This window comes from Occallatibacter sp., from assembly GCF_049510455.1.
Classification (GTDB): domain Bacteria; phylum Acidobacteriota; class Terriglobia; order Terriglobales; family Acidobacteriaceae; genus Telmatobacter.
The window spans coordinates 1-23,516 of record NZ_JBEKYX010000021.1; the positions used below are offsets into that span (position 1 = coordinate 1).

18 protein-coding genes are annotated in these 23,516 nt (G+C 58.1%); 13 read left to right on the forward strand and 5 right to left on the reverse strand.

Going from position 1 to position 23,516, the window contains the following annotated elements:
- Window positions 1–798, forward strand: a 798-nt coding sequence (locus tag ABSG47_RS05770; RefSeq protein WP_424167590.1) for an SGNH hydrolase domain-containing protein, incomplete at its 5' end; no start/stop codon positions are given.
- 21 nt (window positions 799–819) lie between these two features.
- On the opposite strand, the gene ABSG47_RS05775 is transcribed toward ABSG47_RS05770, so the two are convergent.
- Window positions 820–3,486 (reverse strand): ABC transporter permease, encoded by a 2,667-nt coding sequence (locus ABSG47_RS05775; protein WP_424167592.1) that lies wholly within the window; start codon window positions 3,484–3,486, stop codon window positions 820–822.
- Between the two features lie 2 nt (window positions 3,487–3,488).
- Window positions 3,489–3,830 (reverse strand): PadR family transcriptional regulator, encoded by a 342-nt coding sequence (locus ABSG47_RS05780; RefSeq protein WP_424167595.1) that lies wholly within the window; start codon window positions 3,828–3,830, stop codon window positions 3,489–3,491.
- A gap of 626 nt (window positions 3,831–4,456) precedes the next feature.
- Here ABSG47_RS05780 and ribD point away from each other — a divergent pair.
- The 11 genes from ribD (at window position 4,457) to ABSG47_RS05835 (ending at window position 14,786) form a co-directional block, all read left to right on the forward strand.
- Window positions 4,457–5,605 (forward strand): bifunctional diaminohydroxyphosphoribosylaminopyrimidine deaminase/5-amino-6-(5-phosphoribosylamino)uracil reductase RibD, encoded by a 1,149-nt coding sequence (gene ribD / locus ABSG47_RS05785; RefSeq protein WP_424167598.1) that lies wholly within the window; start codon window positions 4,457–4,459, stop codon window positions 5,603–5,605.
- Window positions 5,606–5,614: 9 nt separating this feature from the next.
- On the forward strand, window positions 5,615–6,289 hold the full coding sequence (locus ABSG47_RS05790) for a riboflavin synthase (protein ID WP_424167601.1): 675 nt from the start codon (window positions 5,615–5,617) through the stop codon (window positions 6,287–6,289).
- A 124-nt stretch (window positions 6,290–6,413) separates the two neighbouring features.
- Entirely contained in the window at window positions 6,414–7,604 is a 1,191-nt protein-coding gene (locus ABSG47_RS05795; protein ID WP_424167604.1) for a type II secretion system F family protein, read from the forward strand.
- Window positions 7,605–7,608: 4 nt separating this feature from the next.
- Entirely contained in the window at window positions 7,609–9,243 is a 1,635-nt protein-coding gene (locus tag ABSG47_RS05800; RefSeq protein WP_424167607.1) for a GspE/PulE family protein, read from the forward strand.
- Entirely contained in the window at window positions 9,243–10,160 is a 918-nt protein-coding gene (locus ABSG47_RS05805) for a hypothetical protein (RefSeq protein WP_424167610.1), read from the forward strand. Before ABSG47_RS05800 ends, ABSG47_RS05805 begins: the two co-directional genes overlap by 1 nt.
- A complete protein-coding gene (locus tag ABSG47_RS05810) occupies window positions 10,160–10,906 on the forward strand; it encodes a fimbrial assembly protein (protein WP_424167613.1) in 747 nt (248 codons plus the stop codon). The genes ABSG47_RS05805 and ABSG47_RS05810 overlap by 1 nt, the downstream gene beginning before the upstream one ends.
- Window positions 10,903–11,538 carry a hypothetical protein gene (locus ABSG47_RS05815; RefSeq protein WP_424167616.1) on the forward strand — a complete coding sequence of 212 codons (636 nt, stop codon included), beginning with the start codon at window positions 10,903–10,905 and terminating at the stop codon, window positions 11,536–11,538. The genes ABSG47_RS05810 and ABSG47_RS05815 overlap by 4 nt, the downstream gene beginning before the upstream one ends.
- Window positions 11,535–12,137, forward strand: coding sequence for a hypothetical protein (locus ABSG47_RS05820; RefSeq protein WP_424167619.1), 603 nt, complete (start codon window positions 11,535–11,537; stop codon window positions 12,135–12,137). Before ABSG47_RS05815 ends, ABSG47_RS05820 begins: the two co-directional genes overlap by 4 nt.
- A gap of 6 nt (window positions 12,138–12,143) precedes the next feature.
- On the forward strand, window positions 12,144–13,118 hold the full coding sequence (locus ABSG47_RS05825) for a hypothetical protein (protein ID WP_424167621.1): 975 nt from the start codon (window positions 12,144–12,146) through the stop codon (window positions 13,116–13,118).
- A 614-nt stretch (window positions 13,119–13,732) separates the two neighbouring features.
- Window positions 13,733–13,984 carry a hypothetical protein gene (locus ABSG47_RS05830; RefSeq protein WP_424167624.1) on the forward strand — a complete coding sequence of 84 codons (252 nt, stop codon included), beginning with the start codon at window positions 13,733–13,735 and terminating at the stop codon, window positions 13,982–13,984.
- A gap of 250 nt (window positions 13,985–14,234) precedes the next feature.
- Complete coding sequence (locus ABSG47_RS05835; protein WP_424167627.1) at window positions 14,235–14,786, forward strand: glutathione peroxidase; 552 nt, start codon at window positions 14,235–14,237, stop codon at window positions 14,784–14,786.
- A gap of 52 nt (window positions 14,787–14,838) precedes the next feature.
- Here the strand turns inward: ABSG47_RS05835 and ABSG47_RS05840 are convergent, their stop codons facing one another.
- Window positions 14,839–15,729, reverse strand: a complete 891-nt coding sequence (locus ABSG47_RS05840) for an FkbM family methyltransferase (protein WP_424167630.1) — start codon at window positions 15,727–15,729, stop codon at window positions 14,839–14,841.
- Window positions 15,730–16,005: 276 nt separating this feature from the next.
- Between ABSG47_RS05840 and ABSG47_RS05845 the strand changes: the two genes are divergently transcribed.
- A complete protein-coding gene (locus tag ABSG47_RS05845) occupies window positions 16,006–18,186 on the forward strand; it encodes a thioredoxin domain-containing protein (protein ID WP_424167632.1) in 2,181 nt (726 codons plus the stop codon).
- 6 nt (window positions 18,187–18,192) lie between these two features.
- On the opposite strand, the gene ABSG47_RS05850 is transcribed toward ABSG47_RS05845, so the two are convergent.
- Both ABSG47_RS05850 and ABSG47_RS05855 read right to left on the reverse strand, forming a co-directional pair.
- Window positions 18,193–20,859 carry an ABC transporter permease gene (locus ABSG47_RS05850; RefSeq protein WP_424167635.1) on the reverse strand — a complete coding sequence of 889 codons (2,667 nt, stop codon included), beginning with the start codon at window positions 20,857–20,859 and terminating at the stop codon, window positions 18,193–18,195.
- 8 nt (window positions 20,860–20,867) lie between these two features.
- The gene (locus tag ABSG47_RS05855; protein ID WP_424167636.1) at window positions 20,868–23,510 is read right to left on the reverse strand and encodes an ABC transporter permease; all 2,643 of its coding nucleotides are present in this window, start codon (window positions 23,508–23,510) and stop codon (window positions 20,868–20,870) included.
- Window positions 23,511–23,516: the final 6 nt, after the last annotated feature.

Here is a 23,516-nt window from a genome sequence, read left to right on the forward strand (position 1 = left end):
CGTTTCTCGCAGGCCACGCTCCGTCCTGCTTCCTTCCTCGATAAATCCGAGCTTCTGCGCGACGAGCAGGCCCAGCGCCTCGGCTCCTGCTTTCTTGAGCCGTCATTCGGCGTCATGTCCTTCGATTACAACCATTGCCTCGTGCGGAACCCCTCGCAGAAGAATTACCTGCTTCTCGGCGACAGCCACGCCGCCGCCATCTGGCCTGCCCTCAAGTCGTCCTTCTCCGGCGTAAACGTCATGCAGGTCAACGTCGCCGCCTGCCCCCCCGTCATCCGTCATGACGAGCCCGGCCCGTGCAAGACCGTCATGGACCACATCTTTCAGAACTATCTACCCTCGAATCGCATTGACGGCCTGATCCTTGAGGCGGACTGGCTCATGAATCTGCTTCCCGCGCTCGATGAAACGCTCGCCTGGGCCAGGCAGCACCAGGTCCCAGTCATCGTCGTCGGCTGCGTTCCGGAGTACGACGCGCCCCTTGCCCGCCTCGTGGCGTATTCGGTTCAGTGGAACAAGCCGGAGCTGCCCGGTCGGCACCGCCTCGGACGGGATGCGCAAGTCGAACAGCACCTGCGCGCCCTGGTGCGGGACAAGTGGCATCTCCCATTCATCTCGCTCTATGACGCCCTCTGTGACCCTGCCGGAAGATGCGTCGAGTTCGCCAACGCACAGCAGGGAATCCCGCTTATGGACGACAGCCATCACCTCAACCGCTTCGGCGCGCAGTTCGCAATCCAAAGGACCATCGACCTCGGGCAATGGAATCAGGCCCTCGCCATCCAGCCGGCAAAATAACCGGCTGGATTTCGCCGCGCATCATTCCGTTCGCAGCACCCGCATCGGGTCGGTGCGCGTAGCGCGGTAGGCCGGAAGGTACAGGGCTATCAGGGAAACCGCCGTCAGCAGAAGCGCGGACGAACCAAACACAGTCGGATCGAACCGGTTGATCGGGAGCGGAGAGCGGGAGAGCAGCCGGTTAAATAGCAACAGTGCCGGCTCGGCGAGCGCAAATCCACAGATCAAGCCAATCCCGATGTTTTTGGTTGTATGGAACAAAACTGAGCGAAAGATCGACACGCGGCTTGCGCCGAGCACCATTTTGATTCCAAACTCGCGCCTGCGTTGATTCATCGAGAACGACAAGACGCTGTAGACCCCCGTGACGGCCATCAGCAAAGCAATAGAGGCCATGATGAGGATGATTTTCGCAAGCGAAGTCATCGACTCGGCGCCTGCCTCAAGGGACTCCCATACGGTTTCCGGCGTCACAAGCAGCGTCGGATCCAAGCCTTTAACAGTATCTCGGATGGCATTTTCCAACGGCTTTGTGCTTCCCGTAAAGCGCACATACAGATTGCCGCCCACATCGGACGGACTGCGCAGTGTGTAGATACGCGGACCATCCAGCACGCCGAACCGCTCCGAACGCGTATCCGCTACAACACCCACAACGGTGAGATGGCGCTCGTCGGGCATCACGATTGTCTTGCCCAGCGGATCGCCGCCGGGCCAGAACTGCCTTGCGAAAGCCTGCGAGATAACAGCCGCGGAGTCTGCACGGGTGGCACTCGCATCCGTTGCGAAAAAGAGCCGCCCCTGCAATGCACGGATATCGAAAGCTGAAAAGAAACTGCTTGATACATCATCCACTGAAGCTGGCTGCCCGCTTCCTTTGGCCTGCCCCGGCAGGCGAATCTCGCTGGGAGGGTCCTGGTTGAAAGGCTGAAGGCCGGCGTAAGCCAGGGACTGCGCGCCGGGAATCGCAAGGATCTTCGCTTCGAGCGTCCGATAGAAAACCGCAGCCTTGGCCCGATTGCTCGAAGAAGTATCGACATCCAGCGGTACGGCAACGATCTGGTGCATTTCAAATCCCGGATTCATGCCGCGGATGAGGCCGGGAATCCGGCCGAACATAACCGCTGCGCAAATCAGCACGAAGCTCAGGGCGATCTGCACCACAATCAAGCCGTTCGTGGTTCGGGAGCGAACAGTGGCAGCGCCTTCGCGTCCCTTGAGTGCCGTCACCAGGTCGAGCTTCCACGCGGCGCGAATTGGCATCAGTGAGGAGATCACCGTGGCCGCCGCAATCAGCACCGCGAGATAGCCGAAGACCTGCCAATCGGGGCGAATCACAACCGTGTTCGCCTCGCTCGGATCGACGATATTCATGATCAGCAGCGGCACGCGATACGCCAGGATGACGCTGAGGGCACCGCCAATGCAGACGATAAAGAGGCTCTCCACCAGCAGCATGCCGGCAAGCCGGAATCGCTCCGCGCCAAGCGCGACACGCATCGCGATTTCGCCGCTGCGCGCAATTGTGCGCGAGAGAAAAAGCATTGTCACATTGCTGCAGGCCAGCAAAAGGATGAGCGACAGCGGTCCCAGTATCAGCGCCATCACGCCAATGATGTTCGTGCGAACTGCGGGGTTTTCGATGAACGATCCGTTGGTTAAAACGAGCGAGGTTTTGCGATTGAAGGCAGTTACCTTGCGCTCAACGTATGCCCGGTCCTGCCGGCTCATGATGGTTAGCAGCTCAGCCTTGGCATCGGCTCTTCTGAATCCGGGCTGCAATCGCCCGATCATGGAAAGCCACGGTGTATCAGGACTGGTGAGCAGATTTCTTGCGTGATTGAATTGAGGCTCTAACGTGTATGGGAGAAATACTCCGCCGACGATGAAGGCGTCTGAAGGCGCAATGCCGATCACAACGACAGGCATGCCGCTGAGTTGAATCGTCTTGCCGACAATGTGCGGATCGGCGCCAAGCTGGCTCTTCCAGAACGGCTCGCTCAGCACAGTTACATGCGCTCCGTGGGTACACTCGGTCTCGGCAAAGAACCGGCCCATCCGGGCTCGATCGGCTCCGAGAACGTGGAAGTAATTGCAGGTCACCTGCACTGTGGAGATGGATCTATTTTCCTGCTCGAACAGGACTGGAAACCGCTGCCATGCGGCAACATCGAGAGCATGAGAGTGAGTGCGAATTGCGTCAAAGTCTTCGCTCGTGAAAGAAGCATATTGATCCGCTCCGGTGAACCAGCCTGAGTACTGCGGAAAGAGCTGAACAAAGCTGCGCGGGTCTTTGAGCGTTGGAGGCTTGAGGAACATCGCGTTCAACAGGGTGAACACACCGGTATTCAGCCCAATGCCGAGCGACAGGGCAACGATTGCCACAGCGGAAGGTAATGGAGCTCGCCGTAGCGAGCGAAAAGCGTAAAGAATGTCCTGCCAGAGACGCTCTACTGGCGCCCAGGCCCAGGTTTCGTAGGTCTGCTCGCGGAGCGCCACTAGATTTCCAAAGGTTCGCAGCGCGGCAAGGCGAGCCTCTTCCTTATTCATGCCGCGGGCTAAATTCTCTTCGATCTGCCGGTCGATGTGATCGCGCAGCTCTTCGTTGAGATCCGCATTCATGCGGTTGCGGCGAATCACGGAGCGCAGCCGAAGGGGAATCGTGAACAGCCAATTCTGAAAGCGCATCTTCAGACCTCCCTCAGCCGCAGCACGTCGGAAATAGCCGTGGAGATACGCTCCCAATTGGCTGCTTCTTGTTCGAGATGTCGCTTCCCCAGCCGCGTGAGCGAGTAAAACTTCGCCCTGCGGTTGTTCTCGGTCGGTTTCCACTCCGACTGAATCCAACCCTGCTGTTCCAGCTTGTGCAATGCCGGGTAAAGCGACCCATCGCTAACCTGCAGCACGTCGCCGGAAACCTGCTTGAGCCTCTGGCTGAGAGCCCAGCCGTGAAGCGGTTGAAGGGCAAGAATCTTGAGAACCAACAGATCCAAAGTACCCTGAACCAGGTCAGGCGGTTTGCTCACGGGCATCTCCTCACGGTTACCGAGAGATGATAATCCCAACTTCCCTCGGTAAGCAAGAGGAGTGGACAGGTGGCCGCTTTATAACAAGGCGCGACTTGAGCCGTGCCGACAGACGGATGAAAAACCCCATCATCGCTTTTCCGGAGGGAGCGTGAGGCTTCAGCATCACGAATAAGGCCCGCAATCGGGTGCCTCCGGTTCGGCCTCGGGGATGCACAATTGCTCCACTGTCATCTATAAACTGGCATTACTTTCGTCCAATACCCTTTCGTAACGTCCCACCCTTCAGATAGTTTGCATAAAATTAACCTCATTTGTGCTTTACTAAGAATCAGCAGCAAAAAGACGGCCCGAATCCATCATGGATTCGGGCCTTTTTATGGTTCGTACTCAACCTCAACTGGTACGCCAAGGATATATATGGCTTCTCGTCTTTTATCGATAACCCTTGTCCCTCGTCCCTGTTCCCTTGTCCCTCATGACTGTGCATCTGCACAGTCATGCAATGAAGATCGCATAAAGATTCTAATAAGGAGTGTGGAACCGCTCGCAACCCTAACAAACCAAATCACTTCAAATCCAGCCCTGCACAGGGTAACTCCCGAGGTTTACACTCACTCCTGGAATCGGTCATGACTATAGAACAGGACATCTACTGGATGCGGCGCGCTTTGGAACTCGCCGCCCGCGGCATCGCGGTTTCTTCTCCCAACCCCGCCGTCGGCTGCGTCGTCCTCGACCGCGCCGGTCAGGTCGCCGGTGAGGGCTGGCACGAATACGATCTGCTCGACCACGCCGAAGTCGTCGCCCTCAACGAAGCCAAAGCGCACGCAGGCGAACGTCTCCACGGCGGCACGGCTTACGTCACCCTTGAGCCCTGCAATCACATGGGCCGCACCGGCCCCTGCACGGAAGCACTCATCGCCGCTGGCATCAAGCGCGTCGTCGCCGCCACCGGCGACCCAAACCCGAACGTCGCCGGACACGGAATGGATCGCCTCCGGGCTGCCGGCATCGAAACCGTACTCGGCGTCTGCGAAAAAGAGGCCCGTCGCCTCAATGAAGGCTTCGCCAACTGGATCCAGTCGAAGCGCCCGCACGTGCTCATGAAAGTAGCCATGACCCTCGACGGCCGCATCGCTCCGCCGCCCGGCAGGCACGCCGCGCGGGAGCCCTACTGGATCACCACCGAGGAATCCAGAAAAGCCGTCCAGCCGTTACGCTGGCAGGCCGACGCCGCCCTCACCGGCGTCGACACAGTCGTCTCCGACGACCCGCTGCTCACTGATCGCAGCGGCCTGCGCCGCCGCCGCTCGCTGCTTCGAGTAATACTTGATTCCACGCTGCGTATGCCATTGGATTCAAAGATAGTTAAGACCGCGCATAAAGACGTCCTGGTCTATACGATTTCCACAGATGAAAAGCGCATCGCCGAACTGCGCAACCACGGTATCCGCGTTGAAATCCTGTCCGCTGAAGCGGGTCGCGTTTCCCTGCCAACCGTCCTTGATCGCCTCGGCTCTGAAGGCATCCTGACGCTCCTCACCGAGACCGGCACACGCCTGAACACTGCCCTGCTAGCCGGCGGTCTCGTCGATCGCGTCCACCTCTTCGTGAGCCCGCAGATCATGGGATCGGACGCCGTACCCGCCTTCAAAGGCATGGCGAATCCGATCAAGATGGCAGCAGTTGAGGTCGAACGCTATGGAAATGACCTCGGCCTCTGCTCCTTGCTTCGCGATCCCTGGCCCCAGAGCCGAGAACAGATCGTTACGCAGTAAACTGAAACCATGTTCACAGGAATCATCGAGCAAACCGGCACCCTCATCGGCATCCAGGACCGCGGCGGCATTCAGCGCATCACGGTTGAAGCTCCGGGAATCGCTTCGCGCCTCCGCGAGGGCGATTCGCTCTCTGTCTCGGGAGTCTGCCTCACGGCCTTGGACATCAATCCAACTTACTTCCACGCTGACCTGGCCCAGGAAACGCTGGATAGAACATCGCTCAGCAGGCTCGCTCCCGGCGTCAAAGTCAACTTGGAGCTTCCGGTAGCAGCAGGCTCCCCGCTCGGCGGCCACATAGTCCAGGGTCACGTGGACGGAACCGGCGTTCTAACGCTTTTGAAACCGGTCAACGATCCAACCAGCTCTGATTTCCACAAGGAAACCACAGATTGGATACTTGAAGTTCAAGTTCCGGAATATCTCCGCAACTGGATGATTTCTAAGGGTTCTGTCGCAATCGAAGGGACCAGTCTTACCATAGCTGCAGTTGAAGGCGACGTGATCCGGATCGCGGTTCTGCCGCTGACCTACTGGCGTACAAACCTGCATTCGCTCGTACCTGGCGCACCGCTCAATATCGAGGCCGACGTGCTGGTGAAGATGGCCTGGCAACGCCAGTTCGAGCAGCAGAAGCCGGAGTTCGATCTGTCTGAAAGCTGGCTCGTCGCCAATGGATACTGAAGCCTGTCCGGCAGAACTGCGGTTGCGAACGCTCCCGCCTCGCTCCGCGTCTATCTGTTACAAGCGCTGTTACCCTTGAAAGTGGAGAAGGTTGCGGGCAGCCGGAGGTGCCGGCTAGAACGTTATGGCAGAGTTCGTCATCAAGCTGGCCGATGAACGCGGACGTGTGCAGGAACAGGTGCAGACCGCTGCTACCGCTGAAGAACTGCGCGTGCGCTTTACCCACGCCGGTTATCACGTCTTCAGCATCAAGACTCGCGGCGGATCATCAAGGCGAAAGACAAAGCTCGAACCATTCCTCATCTTCAACCAGCAATTTCTGACGCTGATCCGAGCAGGTTTGCCCATCCTCGGATCGCTTCAAATGCTGGGTAAGGCGCAGAAGAACTCGCACTTTGCTGCGCAACTGGATGATGTAGCAGCACGGGTAAAGAACGGCGACTCGCTCTCGGCGGCATTTGAAGCGCAGGCCGGTTATCCGCCGATGTACACCACCACCCTGCTGGCCGGTGAGCGCTCCGGCAATCTGCAGGAGGTATTGGAGCGCTATGTTGCCTTCCAGCGCGTCTCACTCTCTTTCCGCAAAAAGCTTGTCGCCTCCCTGATTTATCCGTGCGTGCTCATGGTTCTCGTCACCGCCGTCATGGTCTTCCTCTTCACGGTGGTGATTCCTGAATTTGCCGACCTTTATAACCAGCTTGGCAATAAGCTGCCGCCGCTCACCACCTGGCTCCTGAACTTTGGTACATGGCTGCGGCATAACTTCCTATGGGTGGCGCTGATAGTACTGGCAATCGGCGCAGGTTTTTGGAGATTTTCCGTCAGCGAACGCGGACGTGAGGCCGTGGATGGCCTGCGGATACGGCTTCCCCTCATTGGCAATATCTGGCTCAAATACCAGATTGCGCTCTTCTCACGCACCCTTTCCACGTTGCTTGCAGGCGGCCTTCCGCTCGTGCCGGCGCTTGAGACTGCGGCTCGGTCCATCACTTCGCGCAAGATTGCCAAGGGAGTCATTACTTCGATCGAAACAGTGCGGGAAGGCAAAGGACTGTCCGATTCGTTGACCGCAACGAAAGTCTTCCCCGGTCTCGCTACGGAAATGATCGCAGTGGGCGAGCAGACAGGCGCGCTCCCGGCAATGTTGAATTCGGTAGCGGAGTTCTTCGAGGAAGATGTTTCCACCGCCCTTACCGCCGCACTGTCCCTGATTGAGCCAGTGATCCTGATGTTCATGGCGGTAGTTGTGGCACTGATTCTCATTTCGCTGTACCTGCCTATCTTCTCGATGGGCGCCGGACAAACGGGACAATAACGCTATGGCCGATTCCACCCTGCTTTCCATACCTCTGGCGGCTCCTCAAGACGAGCGCTCCGTAGCTGAACAAGCCGCCGCGCGTTATCATGCCGAGTTTGTCGATCTGAAGAACTTCAAGATTCAGCACGACCTGCTGCGGACTGTTCCCGTAGAACTCATGTTCCGGTACAACTTTGTGCCCATTGAGCAGCAGGCGGACGCGCTGATCATTGCTGTCTCCGATCCTTCCCAGCTCATGGTGCTGGATGAGGTCGCAGGATTACTGGGGCACCGGATTATTGCCCGCGTCGCCACACTCTCGCAGATTACGGACCTGCTTAAAAAGACCGAGCAGTCGCAGCGCGTGCTGGATGAGGCAAGCGAAGGACTGACCTTCGATGTGCTTAGCGGCGAGGATACGAGCGACGAAAATATTTCGATTGAGAAGCTCACGCGCGAGGAAGATATCAGCCCGATCATCAGGCTGGTGGACACAACTGTCTTTACGGCGCTGGAGCGGCGGGCATCGGACATTCATATTGAAACGCAGGACGATTCGGTCATCGTGAAGTACCGTATTGACGGTGTGCTGCAGTTGGCGATGGCGCCGATTGCCCGCGAGCACCACTCGACGATTCTGAGCCGCATCAAGATCATGAGCGAGCTCGACATCGCAGAGCGCAGAGTGCCGCAGGATGGGCGTTTTCGCGTGCGCTACAAGGGGCGCTTGATCGACTTCCGCGTCTCCATCATGCCCACAGTGCATGGTGAAAACGCAGTGCTGCGCGTGCTCGACAAGGAGTCGATGAGCGAGAAGTTCCGCAACCTGACGCTGGACGTGGTGGGCTTCGCCGAGTCTGACTTGAGGCGATTCCGGCGCTATATCCGCGAGCCCTACGGAATGGTGTTGGTAACAGGCCCAACGGGTTCGGGCAAAACAACCACGCTCTATGCCGCGCTGAACGAGATCAAGAGCGACGAAGACAAGATCATCACCATTGAAGACCCGGTAGAGTACCAGATTCGCGGTATCACTCAGATTCCTGTCAATGAAAAGAAGGGACTGACCTTTGCGCGCGGACTGCGATCCATCCTGCGGCACGACCCCGACAAGATTCTCGTTGGCGAGATCCGCGACCAGGAAACAGCGCAGATTGCCATCAACTCAGCGCTTACCGGGCACCTGGTTTTCACCACCGTGCATGCAAACAACGTCGTTGATGTGCTGGGGCGTTTTCTGAATATGGGTGTCGAAGCATACAACTTCGTTTCGGCACTGAACTGCATCCTTGCTCAGCGGCTGGTGCGAATGATCTGCGACCATTGCGCCCGCAACGTGCGCTATGACGATGGACTGCTTTTATCTTCCGGACTTGACCTTGAGGAATGGCGCGAGTTCGATTTTCGTGAAGGCACCGGATGCATCGAATGCGGCGGCACAGGTTACCGGGGAAGGACAGCTATCCACGAATTGCTGGATTTGACCGATCCAATCCGCGAGATGATTTTGGAAAAGAAGCCGAGCAGCGAGGTCCGGAAGCTGGCGCAAAAAGAAGGAATGACGTTTCTGCGTGAATCTGCGATTGACCGCGTACGGCGCGGGTTGACGACACTGAAAGAGATCAACAAGGTAACGTTTATCGAGGCATCGAGATAGTGGGCATTCTGGATACATTTACTCAGCGAGCGACGCCCTTTGGCCGGCGTCCTCCGGCTGCAGTGGAGATAGCGCCGGAGGGTGTGCTGGCTGCAGCGCTTTCTTCGCCGGGCGCAGCTCCCGCGGCTGCCTTTGTCGCTCTGCCTGCGGGGACGCTCATTCCAGGCATTGCCGAAACCAACCTGCGCGCGCCTGAAGCTGTGGCAGTTGCGCTTCGTTCCGCACTCGATCAGGTTTCCCCGCGTTCTCGCAGCGTAACGCTAATCATTCCGGATTCGTCGGCGCGTGTTTTCGTGCTGGATTTCGACTCGCTGCCCGCGAAAGTTGCTGAGGCGCTTCTGGTGCTGCGCTTCCGGCTGCGAAAGGTGGCGCCGTTTGATGTGGATCAATCGGCAGTGAGTTATCAAGTTCTCTCGCAGGAAAAGCACTCGGTGAAAGTGCTCGCCACCATTATGCCATCGACGAACCTGCACGAATATGAAGGCGCGGTGCGAGCAGCGGGCTACGAGCCAGGCGCCGTGCTGCCCTCTGCGCTGGCCGTTCTGGCGGCAGCGAATGTAGTCGAGCCGATACTGGCCGTCAATCTGACCGGCGCATCGCTCACTACTGCCATTGCCGCAGGCAACGATCTGCTGCTGTATCGCACGCTCGACCTGCCCACGGAGTCGGAGTCTCGTCTGGTTGAGATACAGCGTGGCATAGCAGTCGCAGCGGCGTATTACGAGGACCGGTTGGGCGCGCGTCCGGCACAAGTCCATTTCGCGGGCAGCGTTGATGCAGAGGATCTTGCGCGGGCGTTAACGGATATGCATCTGCCCGTGGTGGAGCTGGCTCCGGCTTCGACAGTGGGCGTGATGACAGCGAGGGGCCCGGTTGGCATTGCCGGTGTTGCCGGCGCATTGACGGGGGCTGCCTGATGCGGATTTCCCTCAATCTTGCCACGCGGCCCTTTGCCGATCTGGGACCTGCGCTGAAGCGGCTGCGAATCGGCATGGCGATTCTTGCTGTGCTCTCCGGTGCATTCTGGCTGGGGATCCACCTGCTGGGCAGTAAGGCTGAGGCGGCGCGGCAGCGAGAGCGTGTTCTGGACGGAGCGGCAACGCGGCTCAACCAGGAACGCCTGGGCTACCAGACCCAGTTGCATCAACCTGATAACGCCGGTGTACTGGCGCAAGCGAATTCGCTGAACAGGCTCTTTGATGAAAAATCCTTTTCCTGGACGCTGGCAATGGAAGACCTCGAAACGGTTCTCCCTGCGGGCGTGCAGGTGGTGAGCCTGGAGCCGGTGCGCGACAAGAATGGTACGATCACGCTGCATCTGCGCGTGCAGGGACCACGAGACCACGCGGTGACTCTGGTGCAGAACCTGGAACACTCGAGGCGCTTTGTGCAGCCGCGCATTGTGAATGAGACCGCGGAGACTGGTAGCGGACCGGCTGAACGCGTAGTTCCGGTAAGCGCTGAGAACCGCGTAAACTTCGATCTGCTGGCGGATTACAATCCAGCTACTCCGGAAGAGCGTAAGGCCGCCGCAAAGAAGGCGGCAGCATCTGCGGGTTCTGAGCAGAACGAGTCGAAGCATGCACCATTTCATGCCGGGCCAGGCGCTCTTAGACCGCCATACGCCGGTGCTTCTCATCCGCACCCGGGAGGACAGCAATGAGCCAGATAACTCCTTCTGTTTGGCGCGAGCGGTTGGCTTCGCCGTTGACGTGGCACTTTGCCGGATGCGGAGTGTTGCTCATTCTGGCCATTGTACTGGGCGCGCGAGTTGCGATGGATTGGAATGCGATAAGCAGCAGCACAACCGACGCGTTGGCGAACAAACAGACCCAGTTGAAGCTCATGGAAATACAGACGGCTCCAATGCGCGGCATGGACAAGCGCATTGCGGCGACGCGAGACCAGGTCAAGGACTTTTACGCAAAGCGGATTCCTGCAAGCTACTCGGCGATTGAATCGCGGATGATCGATCTCCAGGTAAAGCCGGGAGTGCGGCTCTCGCGGCTGCAATATACGCAGGGCAAGCCGGACAGCGGACTCACCGAGATTACGATGGATGCGGGCATCAGCGGTGACTATTCGCAGATCATGCACTTTGTGAACTCGCTGGAGCGGGATAAGAATTTCTTTCTCATTCGGGCAATGGCGCTCACCAGCCAGCAGGGCGGGCAAGTGAATCTGAGGCTTCGGCTTTCCACATGGCTGCGGCCGGCGGATGTTCCGCGTGGACTGCCAAGCACGGAGAGTCTGGACTCGGGACTTGCTGCTGGAAAGGAGGGTCAGCAGCCATGAAAGCAAGGGCGGAAGACAAACGCAAAGTAATGATCCTCGCTGGCCTGGGCGTGGTGATCGCGGTGCTGGCAGTGTGGGAGCTGTCAGGCTTCTTCTCCTCGACAACCTCCAAGCCGATCGCGACCGTTTCTTCTCCATCGCGCAATACGGGCAATGCACATAATCCGACATCTGCGCCCGAGGCGCAGCATGTTGCCTCGAATGCGGATACAGATGTAACGCTTCATCTGGATAAGCTGGCCGCCAGTGAAGACGTGGAATATGCGGGAACGGGACGCAACATTTTCTCCGCGACAAGCGAGCCGGTAAACATTCCCAAGCCACTTGCCCCCGGTCGCGATCTGGCGAAAGTAAATGCGCCGCGTGTGCCTACGGGGCCACCGCCTCCACCGCCGATTGACTTGAAATACTTCGGCTATTCGGAAGGAAGAGACAAGTCGATCCGGGCGTTTTTTGTGCATGGCGATGACATCTTCATCGCGCGGATGGGCGAGGTTGTGGACCACCGATATAAGGTGGGCACGATTTCACCGGGTGGCGTGCAGATCACGGATTTGTCCTACAACAATACCCAGACACTGCCACTGATTGCGAATTGACGGACTATGATAAATCGGCTTTCAATCCGACGAGCGAAGAAATCCAGTGAGGAGGGCTATGTCCTGCTGGGTGTGATCATTCTGCTGGCGCTGTTTGTGGTTGCAATGGCGGTGGCTGCTCCAAAGGTGGCCAAGCAGATTCAGCGAGACCACGATCTTGAAACAATGCGCCGCGGCAAGCAGTACATCCGCGCGATTAAGCTTTATTACAAAAAATTTAATGCGTACCCGCCCAATGTCGATGCTCTGGTGAAGACGCAGGAGATCCGTTTTTTGCGGAAGCGGTATATTGATCCAACTACAGGCAAGGACGATTGGAAGCCAATCTATATTGGGCAAAACAAAACGCCCATGGCGATGGGCTTTTTCGGGCAGCCGCTCGGCGGAACCGGAGGCAATGTTATCGCCGGAACCGGGCCGGGTGGAGTTGGCTCGACGATCGGGACACCGGCTGGATCGAGCTCGACGGGGCAGTCGACCTTCGGCTCCGGTCAGCAACCGAACTCCGGCTTTGGCAGTTCCAGTTTTGGCAATACCGGTACAGGTAGTTCAGGATCAGGCATTGGCGGCACAGGATCAGGCACTGGTAGTACAGGATCGAGCACTGGCGGTACTGGGTCAGGAGATTCCAGCAGCTCTTCAAGCGGTTTTGGCGGCTCGGGCATGACGGTGGGCGGACCGATGATCGGGGTTTCGCCCGCGAGTTCGAAACAGTCGATCTTTGTATACAAAACCAAGAATCACTACAACGAGTGGGAATTCCTTTACAGTCCGCTCTCGGATATGCCTGGCATGGCAGGTGGAACCACCGGCCTGCCGACGACTGGAACGAACGGAAGCGGAACGCAGACCAATAGTGGTTTTGGTTTCAGTAATAGTAATAACGGCAATAGCGGCAGCAACACCAACAGCAATGGCAGCACCGGCGGCGGTAACAATAATGGATCTAGTGGATCTGGCAGTCAGCCGCAGCCGCAATAAGCAATGAAAAACAAGTTTGCGCCAAAGCAGAAGGCCCGCTCAATCGAGCGGGCCTTCTGCCTGGAGAATACGTACAGCTCAAGCATCTCTCCCGAAGATATAAAGTTCGGGCGCCCCAGCCTGGCCGCGTATTTGTTTTTGCGGCCAGGCTGGGATCGCTCCACAGCAAGAGGAGAACTGCTCTTTTCCCTTGTCTCTTTTCCCTTTCTTTCCCCATTACCAAAGTCCACCACCCTTTCGTAACCCCACCTCCTTCAGAAACTTTGCATGCAATTAACCCCATTTATGCTTTACTCAAAATCAGCAGAAGAAAGAGCTACGGCCCGAATCCCAAAAAGGATTCGGGCCGTAGCTCTTTCAAGGCAGCCCAGAAATTTTTTTTTCGGGGGGTATCTCACCAAAGTAACCGCTCATGATAATCAATTAGTAAACACCGTAAATCATCGGTAAATTACACAAAAGCAATCAGATAGCGGCATAATTCTTCACCCCTCTAAAAACAGCCTTGCAGGGAAAACAAAAAGCGAAAGTTGTTCCAGCAAAATCCTCAGACGCTGCCGTCCCAGGCCGCAACATCAGGTGTTCTGGCCAAAGGCGCAGATGGGAAATATAGCTTGACCACGGAGAGCGCGGCGTTTCTGGTGAGCGCCAAGCCCAGTTTTCAGGCCGGACTTTTGCGGCACACGAGCGCACATCTGATTCCGAACTGGCTTGAGTTGAGCGAGGTTGTGAAAACCGGCAAGCCTGCGGCGGCGGGGAATCAGCAGGGAACCGGGACAGAGTTCTTTGAGATATTGGTTCCGGATATTTTCCCACTCAGTTATTCGGCTGCGCAGGATCTGGCGGCGCATTTTGCATGGGCCTAGCGCGAAGGAACTGCCAGCGTTCTCGATCTTGTAGCCGGCTCAGGCGTGTGGGGAATTGCGCAGGCGCAGAGCACGCCCAATGTGACGGTGACCGCCGTGGACTGGCCTGGCGTGATCGACGTAACGCGCGCGATCGTGGGCTAGTTTGGGCTGGCAGATCGCTTCACGTTTGTCACCGGTTCTTGCTGCAAAACCCTGAGCTAGCTGGAGCGGGCCGGTTTCGTATGATGGATGCTGACAGGAGAAACACATGTCTTCATCGATTTATGACATTCCGGTCCGCACCCTTGAGGGAGCGGATACGTCTCTTGCCCAGTTCAAGGGCAAGGTAGTGCTGATCGTTAATGTGGCATCGAAGTGCGGCCTGACGCCGCAGTACGAAGGGCTGGAGAAACTCTACAAGGATTTCAAGGACAAGGGCTTTGAGATTGCCGCATTTCCCTCCAATGACTTTAAGGAGCAGGAACCGGGGACGAACGACGAGATTCGCAATTTCTGCACGCTGAACTACGGTGTGGATTTTCCCATCTTCGAGAAGATTCCCGTGGTGGGGCCGGAAAAGCATCCGCTGTATGCTGCGCTGATCGCTGCGAAGCCCGAGGCGCTGAGCCTGGGCGAGAAGCCATTCCGTGAACGGCTGGCAGGCTATGGAATTGAGACGGCGCCGGCGCCCGAGATTTTGTGGAACTTTGAGAAGTTTCTGGTGAGCAAGACTGGCGAGGTGGTGAGCCGCTACGCGCCGGATACCGATCCGCTGAATCCGACGGTGACGACGGCCATTGAAGCGGAACTTGCCGCTTAATATCATGCGTGGCGAAAGGTTGCAGCTCGCGCCACGCAAGGATGCTTTCAAATCAGAACTCGGTCTGGCCTATGGTCATGCGAGGGGCACGCGCGAGCTTTTCCTGGACTGCATCCACATTGCGAATGAAGAGTGTGTTGCCGTCGGAATTGTTCTTTCCCTCAAGAGCATGCAGTTCTCTGCGGATCGGATCGTACTGATAGGTCAGGAAGCCGTAGTCTCGCATTGTTTCGAGAATTTTCCCTTCGTCGAAGCCATAGCGGTTTCCTGAGCCATTCAGCTCCATGATGATGGAATGAAGCGACGGCTTGGCCAGTGTCTCCTTCGCGCCCGCGAGGACCTTTGTCTCATATCCCTCGACGTCAATCTTCATCATGGATGGGGATTCGGAGGACAAAACGGAATCCAGCGTGCGGACAGGAACGCTGATGGAAGCCAGTCCCGTTTCATGTTCTGCAAGAATGTGATTTCCGGCATCGTGGTCACGTGAGAAAAGAATCTCTCCCTCCTGATCGGCGAGTCCCAGATTGAGGGCTGTTACGCGTGATTGAAGCTGGTTGATGGAAAGATTGTCGAGCAGCCGGCTGTATGTGGAGGGAACCGGCTCGAAACAATATCCTCGTGATCCGATGAACCCGCAGGCCAGCACGGTATAGGCGCCGGAGTTTGCCCCTATATCGATGAACAGATCGTTCGGCGTCATGGTGTGCAGCACAAACGCCATGTCGGAGAAATCGTGCAGTCCGCAGTAGAGATTCTGGGTCATACCCTTCTCTCCTTGCCGGAGAACGACCCTTACGCCGGGTAGCCATTCATACACGACGGGCCTGCCTAGTATGCGGGTTCCGATCTGCCAATGGAAATACCGCAGTATGGCTTCCGCCTTGCGGTCCTTGTTCATCGGGTGACTCGTAATGTATCCCAACGTGCGGAGAAGCGACATGCAGTGCCCTTCCTATGCGGTCGGAGTAGGTGAGATTCCGCAGAGAGAGAAAGTAGTAAGTACAGGCCTTTAAAGATATAAATGCGAAGAGGGGTAACGGAGCAGCCGTGGGCAAGAAATAATCAACTACAACTTGCAAGTGAAATTTTTTAATTCCAATAACTGCTCCATATACTAACAAATCTTTTACAGTTCAATCATTCTGGAGAGCTTTTAACAGCGCAGAATCTTGCGCGTCCTCTGGCAATCGCAGGCTACCGCGGTTATTCTCAACCTATGCTTGACGACACCTCTCCATCTACGGAGCTGAAAAATTCGCTGCAGCATGCAAGCTCCTCTTACCTGCGCTCCGCACAGCACCAGCCTGTGCAGTGGCACGCGTGGGGACAAGAGGCGTTTGATCGTGCGCAGGCGGAGAACAAACCGATCCTGCTCGACATTGGCGCGGTGTGGTGCCACTGGTGCCATGTGATGGACCGCGAATCCTACGAGGATTCCGAACTGGCGACGATTATTAATGAGCATTACATCGCGGTGAAGGTGGATCGCGACGAGCGCCCGGATGTGGACGCGCGCTACCAGGCCGCGGTTTCAGCCATCAGCGGGCAGGGCGGATGGCCGCTGACCGCATTTCTCACGCCGGACGGACGACCGTATTTCGGAGGCACGTATTTTCCTCGCGACGACCGCTATGGGAGGCCAGGTTTTGGCCGCGTGCTGCTGACCATTGCGCAGGTGTGGAAGGACCGTCGCGATGAAGCTCTGGAGTCTGCCTCAAGTGTGATGGCTGCGATTGAGCATAATGAGAGCTTTTCAGGCCGTGGAACAGGACAGCTCACGCTGGCGCTGGTGGATAAGATTGCCGGTTCTGTGCTGGCGAAGTTTGATTCACGCAATGGCGGCTTCGGCTCGCAGCCCAAGTTTCCGCACCCTGCGGCGCTGGACCTGCTGCTTGAGATTGCGATGAGCCGCGACAATGAGGACGCGCGGCAGGCATTTCTGGTGACGCTCGAGAAGATGGCCAAGGGCGGCGTCTACGATCATCTGGCAGGCGGCTTTCATCGTTACAGCGTGGACGAGCGCTGGGTGGTTCCGCACTTCGAGAAGATGCTCTATGACAACACGGAGCTGTTGCGGAACTATGCGCATGGCTTCCAGAGCTTTGTGCGTGAGGATTTTCGCCAGACAGCGCTTGAGATTGTGGGCTGGCTGGACTCCACAATGACGGACCGCGAGCGTGGCGGCTTTTATGCCTCGCAGGATGCTGACATCGATCTCGATGACGACGGCGATTACTTTACCTGGACGCTGGATGAGGCTCGCGCGCAACTGGACGCTGACGAGCTGGCAGTAGCCGCGGCCTGGTTCGACATTGGCGAGCTGGGCGACATGCATCACAACCCGGCCAAAAATGTGCTGCACATCAAGCTGACGCTGGAGCAGGTGGCGAAGCAGACGGGCAAAGCCGAGGCCGAGGTGACGAAGCTGATTGCCTCCGCAAAGGCCAAGCTGCTGGCAGCACGCAAGCTGCGCCCGACGCCGTTTATCGATCGCACGCTTTACACCGCGTGGAATGCAATGGCCGTGACCGCATATCTGGAGGCTGCGCGCGTGTTGCGGCTGGATGCGGCGCGTGACTTTGCGTTGCTGACGCTGCGCCGCCTGCTGGCCGAAGCATGGGATGAGAACACTGAGCTGGCGCATGTAATCGCTTATCCGGATGGTGCGCCCGCGGAGCGCATCGCCGGAACGCTGGATGATTATGCCTTTACCATTCATGCCTGCATCGATGGATGGTTTGCCAGCGGACGCATGGAGTTCTACCATGCAGCGGTCAAGCTGGCTGATGCGATGATTGAGCGCTTCTATGACCAGACCGGCGGAGCATTTTATGACGCCGCTGAGCCGGAGAAGGGAACTGTCCCGCTGGGCGCATTGTCGGCTCGCCGCAAGCCGTTGCAGGATTCGCCCACGCCTGCCGGCAATCCCACCGCAGCTTCCGCGCTGCTGCGATTGGAATCGCTCTCCGGCAAGGAGCAATACCGCGATGTTGCGGAGGACACCCTGTCCTCATTTGCAGGCATTGTGGAGCATTTTGGTTTGTATGCCGGCAGCTATGGGCTTGCGCTGGAGCGCCTGCTGCTTGATCCGTTCGAAGTCGTCGTAGTGGGATCGGGCTCAGAGGCTGCTCTGCTTGAGGCGATGGCCGTCGCGCGCTACGCCGTGAACAAGACGGTTACACGCATCGGCCCGTGGCGGCTTACGCCGGGTGGTATTCCAGATGCATTGGCCGAGATGCTGCTGAATGTGCCTGCGCCAGAAAACGCCTCCGTATGGGCAATGGTCTGCCGAGGCCGCACCTGTCTTCCGTCGATTACGGACCCCGAGGAGCTGCTGAAGGTGCTGTCGGAGGACAGAATTCGAGAGACGCGCCTTGAGGGTGGCACCGGGATTTAGGTCCGGTCAATCCTCGCGCATCAGCGTGGACGGGTTAACGCCGAGCGCACGGCGGGCCGGAATGCAGGTGGCAACGCCGCCGAGCAGAATCATGGTGGCGACAACTCCGATGAGCACCAATGGATCATGCGAGTTGGCTTTCACGACGATGCGGCTTAAAAGCGGCGTAGCCGTCAGCGTAGCCAGGATTCCAAGTACCGAACCGATTGCGAGCAGTACCAGTGGCCTGCCGACTGCGGAGCGCAACAACTGCGTACGGCGTGCGCCAAGCGCTACCCGGATTCCCAGTTCTTTCATCCGCTTGCTTACGCTGTAGGCTGCCATACCGAAGATCCCGGTGATGGCGAGCATTGCTGCGAGCATGCCCATGATGCCGAGGGCTTCGGTGGCGGTGCGGGCTGGAAACATGACGTTGTTGACGGGGTACTGCCACGGGATGATTTGCACGGGCACGCCCGGTACTATGCCACCCAGTGTGCGCTGCAGTGCCGTTGCGATTTCGTTTTGCGGAAGATGCGAGCGGACCACCAGGGATGTAAGGCTGCGAACCATCTGCGCCGATGAGGTATACAAAGCAGGCTCCGGTCCTTCGCCGAGGTTTGCGTGCCGCAGGCCGCCGTATTTGCCGTCCTCGGAGACGCCGACCACGATGTAGAGATCGCCGAACATGGAAAACGTCTGTCCGACTGCGGGAGCGCTGTTGAACATCTTTCGCGCGAAGGTCTGGTTCACAATTGCAGTGAGGGGTTTGCGCATGGCGTCGTCGGCCCAGGTGAAGCTGCGTCCGGAGAGTAGCCGCGTGCCGGCTGCAGCAAAGTATCCGGGGGAGATGGGATAGATACGCGTGGAGAACACTTCATTGCCCAGGTGTTTGTCAGGGGTGTCCGGTCGATAAATCGGAATTCCCTGCATTCCTCCGCCGGCCAGCGGCGCAAAGAATACGGTGCCCACCGCTGTAACTCCGGGAATTTGCATCGCTGCGTCGATCATCGCTTTCTGTTTCAGCAGCGCGTCGTTGCCGTCGATGCCCGTCATGCTCAGGTCCTGTGTTGCCAGCGTGGCACCTTTGGGATCAATGCCGAGCGGCACGGCCAAAAGTTGTTGCATCGATCGCGCAGCAATCAATGAGGAAGCCACCAGCAGAGTGCAGATGCCAATCTGTGCGCCGAGCAGCAGGTCGCGGATAGCAAAACGGCGCAGCCCTGAGCCTTCCATTGGAGTATTCTTTATCGAGCGCATCGGTTCTGCGCTCCACGCATGCCGGGCCGGAATGAGCCCGAAGAGCAGCCCGCTGGCAATCGACAAACCAGCCGCGACGGCATAAATTTTCCAATCCAGCGTGATGGTGGGCAGTGTTTCGGTAGCGTCGCCTCCGTAGAGGGGATCGAAACGGTTGAGCAAATGCAGCAGCAGTCCAGCTCCGCCCATCCCTGCGGCTCCGCCGATTAAACCCACCAGCACAGACTCTGTTAGCAACTGGCGCAGCAGTCTGCCACGACTTGAGCCGAGTGCTGCGCGCAGAGCCAGCTCGCGTGTGCGGTCACTGGCTCGCGCAGCAAAGAGGCTTGCGAGATTGATGCATGCCGCGAGCAGAACCATTCCGGCGAGAGCCATGATGCCGAAGAGAAACTTGTAGATCATTTCCGACTCATCGCCTTCGAGGCCCGGCCTTACCAGCCGTGCGGACTGGTCTTTATCCGTGTCAGGGTATTCGCGCTGGAGATCGGCGGCGATGCGGCTCAGATCGTCAGTGGCCTGACGCGCAGGGATTCCGGGTTTGAGGCGGCCGATGACAGAAATTGGATCTGCGAGGCGGTCATGATGGAAATCCCAGCCCTCGGCTTGTTCCTCATTGGCCATTGGAATCCAATAATCAGGCCAGTAAAAACGTTCTGTGCCTTGAAACTCCGGTGGAGCTATGCCGATCACGGTGAAGGGATGCTTGTTTACTTCGACGACTGCTCCGAGCATCTGCGGATTTGAGTTAAAGACATTGCGCCAGAGCCGGTCGCTGAGCACGATGTAGGGTGCGGAGTTTGGTCCATGCTCATCGGCTGCGTGAAAAAAGCGCCCCAGCTCCGGCTGAACGCCGAGCATGTCGAAATAATTTCCCGTTACGTCGTAGCCGGAGATGCTGCGCACGGCATTCTGCCAGCGAAGCCCTACACCTGACATGCCGTATACCGCAGCCATATCGGCGAAGGTGGTGTTACGCAGCTTGTAGTCCTGATAGGCCGGAAACGACTGCCCGCTGGCCATCCATTCCTTGTGGTTGATCTGGTAGAGGCTATCCGGGTCGGCTACGTGCAGTGGGTCCAGGATGATGGCGTTGAGCACACCAAAGACAACGATGTTAGCTCCGATACCAAGCGCGAGTGTGACGATTGCTGTGAGCGCGAAGCCGGGCGAGCGGCGCATCTGCCGCAGCGCATAGCGCACGTCGCGCCAGAGGCCATCGATGCCGAGTGCAGCATCTGCGCGTGCGGTGCGTTCTTTCATCACGGCAGGATTTCCGAAGCGAACGAGCGCATCGCGGCGCGCTTCCTGCGGCGTCATGCCACGGGCGATGTTATCTTCCGTGCGCAGAGCGATGTGCGCTTCAAACTCGGCGTTTGTCTCGCGCTCCATCAGCGGGCGGCGGAAGAGATTGCCCATGCGGCGTAAGAGCCCCATCGATTTCCTTACCAGTCTTCGCGGAGCAGCCGCGATGGGTGTATATGAAGCGCACGCTGTGCGGGGGCCCAGGTTGCTATAAACCCAACCAGCAGCATGACAAGAACTGTGCCGCACAGGACCACGGGATCAAGCGGCGTGGCCTGATAGACGATGAACGCGAGTACCCGCGTAGCTGCCATGCCGAGCAGTAGGCCGGCCACTGATCCAATGGCCAGCAATCGAAAGGCTCCGCCCAGAGCAGCGCCCAGCACCTGCTTACGGTCTGCACCGAGTGCAATGCGAATGCCCATCTCTTTAAATCGCTTGCTTACGGAGTAGCTAGCCATGCCGAAGATGCCGGTAATGGCAAGGACAGTGCCGAGAAGGCCCAGTACACCGAGCGAAACCGCGGCGGCACGCGCCGCAAATAATGCGCTGTTCAGCGACTGATTCCACGTGGTGAGTGTGAAGAGAAGGCCGTCGTCCAGACCGTGAATGGCTGCGCGCAGGGCTGCTGCTTTGCTCTGCGGGGCGCCGGCAGTGCGGGCCACCAGCCAGATGGAGCTGGTAGGTGACTGGGCCAGCGCCTGGAAGAATGCGGGCTTTGTTTCTTCCGTTAGTGTGATGTACTTTCCGTCTTCTACTACGCCGACGACTTCAAAGCGCTGCTTTCCCGAGTCGTGCAGAAAATGTTTGCCAATGGCCTTGTCAACCGAGCCGAAGAGCTTCTGCGCAAATGTGCGATTGACCACGGCCACAGCAGGCGCATTGTTGCCGTCGTGCCAGGTAATGTCGCGCCCGGCCAGCAGCGTGGTGCCCGCGGACTGAAAGTACCCGGGAGACACGGAGTATTGCACTGGCTCTGCCACTTCATTCGATGCGCGGAAGTCGGTTGCGCCGTCCGCAAAGATGGCAGTTTCGCTAAATCCGAGACCGAGTGGAATATTGCTGATGAGCCCGGCGGATTGTACGCCTGAAACTGTAGCGGCTTTATCCAGTATCCGGTGCTGCATGGCTGCAATGCGATCACCTTCGTAACCGGCCATGCGCAGTTCTGTATTCACCAGCAGGGCATGATCAGGCTGAAAGCCGAAGTTCGAATGCATGGAGCGCTCAAGGCCGCGCACGGCGACAAGCGACGAGGTCATCAGCACTGCGCAGACTGCGACCTGCACGATCAGAAGTACATCGCGCAACCCGGGCAGGCGCTTACGGCGCGTAAGGGCAGCGCCGGTCTTGACCACTTCCCACGGAGCGGTGCCGAAGATTTGCCGAATGGGAGCCAGGCCGCAGAGCAGGCCGCTCACCAGCGCCAGCAGAACCGCGACCGTGTAAGTTCCGGCATCCGGATTGACCTGTACTAGGACGGGGAAGTTAGGCATCGGCTGCCACACGCTCAGGCCGCGCAGAAGGACGGAGCTTGCCGCGATTCCTGCAGCTCCGCCAACGAGCGCGATCACAAGCGCCTCAGTCAAGATCTGGCGCAGAATGCGGGTTCGCGTTGAGCCCAGCGCTACGCGCATGGCAATCTCTCTCGCACGATCCGCCGCCCGCGCTGAAAAGAGGCTGCCGAGATTGGCGCATGCGGCCAGCAGAATCAGCCCGGCCAGCAGCATCAGCCCGCTCACAAAAGCGCGTATAGGGCCGCCCAGCATGTTGCCCATCAGCCCCGGCTGCGCCAGTGCGAATTGCAATCCGTCATCATCCTTTGGATAGGTTTTCTGAAGGGCGGCGGCAATGGCATTCAGCTCGCCGGTTGCCTGTGCCACGGTAACCTCCGGCTTGAGACGGCCGATCATCTCCAGGCTGCGGTCACCGCGGCTCTTCAGATCGTCATCCATTGCAATCAGAGGCGTATCTACCACGGGAACCCAGAAATCCGGCACAAACATCAGCTCCGAGCCGTGAAACTTTGGCGGAGCCACACCTAAAATCGTGTAGGAGTGCCGGTTTAGTTCGACTGTCTTTCCCACCACAGCCGCATCACTGTGAAAACGCGTGTTCCAGTAATCGTAGCTCAGCACAATGTACGGAATGGTATCCAGCCCATGCTCGTCGGAGGAATGAAAGAACCGTCCCAGGTAAGGCTGTACGCCCAGCACATCAAAATAATTTCCGCTCGCCTGGTACATCCAGACGTGGCTGAGCTCGCCAGCGGTATTGATCGCCCCCTCGCCGATTATGTAAACAGCAATATCCTCAAAGCTGCGACTGCGCTGGCGAAGGTCGAGGTAATCGGGGTAAGAGTTCATGGGGAAGCCGCGCTGCTCGATCGTATAGAGACTTCGCGCGCCGGGCAGGTCCAGCGGCTTGAGTACCAGTGCGTTCAGGATGCTGAAGACTACGGCATTCGCACCGATAGCTACCGTTAGAGTGATAATTGCTGTCAATGCGAAGCCGGGTGAGCGGCGCAGCTGCCGCAGCGCATAGCGCACGTCGCGCCAGAGGCCGTCGATGCTGAGCGCCATATCCGCGCCTGCAGTCCGTTCTTTCATCACTACAGGATTTCCGAAGCGGACGAGTGCGTCGCGGCGGGCTTCTTGTGGCGTCATGCCGTGGGCGATGTTGTCTTCAGTCCGCATGGTGATGTGTGCTGCAAGCTCCGCGTCCAACTCGCTTTCCATGCGTGAGCGGTGGAAGAGATTGCCGATTCGACGGAATAGTCCCATGACGCC

Bases quoted from the DNA above. Each gene is read 5' to 3' on its own strand.
- ABSG47_RS05775 (WP_424167592.1), bottom strand. From the start codon at position 3,486: ATGCGCTTTCAGAATTGGCTGTTCACGATTCCCCTTCGGCTGCGCTCC.
- ABSG47_RS05780 (WP_424167595.1), bottom strand. From the start codon at position 3,830: ATGCCCGTGAGCAAACCGCCTGACCTGGTTCAGGGTACTTTGGATCTG.
- ribD (WP_424167598.1), top strand. From the start codon at position 4,457: ATGACTATAGAACAGGACATCTACTGGATGCGGCGCGCTTTGGAACTC.
- ABSG47_RS05790 (WP_424167601.1), top strand. From the start codon at position 5,615: ATGTTCACAGGAATCATCGAGCAAACCGGCACCCTCATCGGCATCCAG.
- ABSG47_RS05795 (WP_424167604.1), top strand. From the start codon at position 6,414: ATGGCAGAGTTCGTCATCAAGCTGGCCGATGAACGCGGACGTGTGCAG.
- ABSG47_RS05800 (WP_424167607.1), top strand. From the start codon at position 7,609: ATGGCCGATTCCACCCTGCTTTCCATACCTCTGGCGGCTCCTCAAGAC.
- ABSG47_RS05810 (WP_424167613.1), top strand. From the start codon at position 10,160: ATGCGGATTTCCCTCAATCTTGCCACGCGGCCCTTTGCCGATCTGGGA.
- ABSG47_RS05815 (WP_424167616.1), top strand. From the start codon at position 10,903: ATGAGCCAGATAACTCCTTCTGTTTGGCGCGAGCGGTTGGCTTCGCCG.
- ABSG47_RS05820 (WP_424167619.1), top strand. From the start codon at position 11,535: ATGAAAGCAAGGGCGGAAGACAAACGCAAAGTAATGATCCTCGCTGGC.
- ABSG47_RS05825 (WP_424167621.1), top strand. From the start codon at position 12,144: ATGATAAATCGGCTTTCAATCCGACGAGCGAAGAAATCCAGTGAGGAG.
- ABSG47_RS05835 (WP_424167627.1), top strand. From the start codon at position 14,235: ATGTCTTCATCGATTTATGACATTCCGGTCCGCACCCTTGAGGGAGCG.
- ABSG47_RS05840 (WP_424167630.1), bottom strand. From the start codon at position 15,729: ATGTCGCTTCTCCGCACGTTGGGATACATTACGAGTCACCCGATGAAC.
- ABSG47_RS05845 (WP_424167632.1), top strand. From the start codon at position 16,006: ATGCTTGACGACACCTCTCCATCTACGGAGCTGAAAAATTCGCTGCAG.
- ABSG47_RS05850 (WP_424167635.1), bottom strand. From the start codon at position 20,859: ATGGGGCTCTTACGCCGCATGGGCAATCTCTTCCGCCGCCCGCTGATG.
- ABSG47_RS05855 (WP_424167636.1), bottom strand. From the start codon at position 23,510: ATGGGACTATTCCGTCGAATCGGCAATCTCTTCCACCGCTCACGCATG.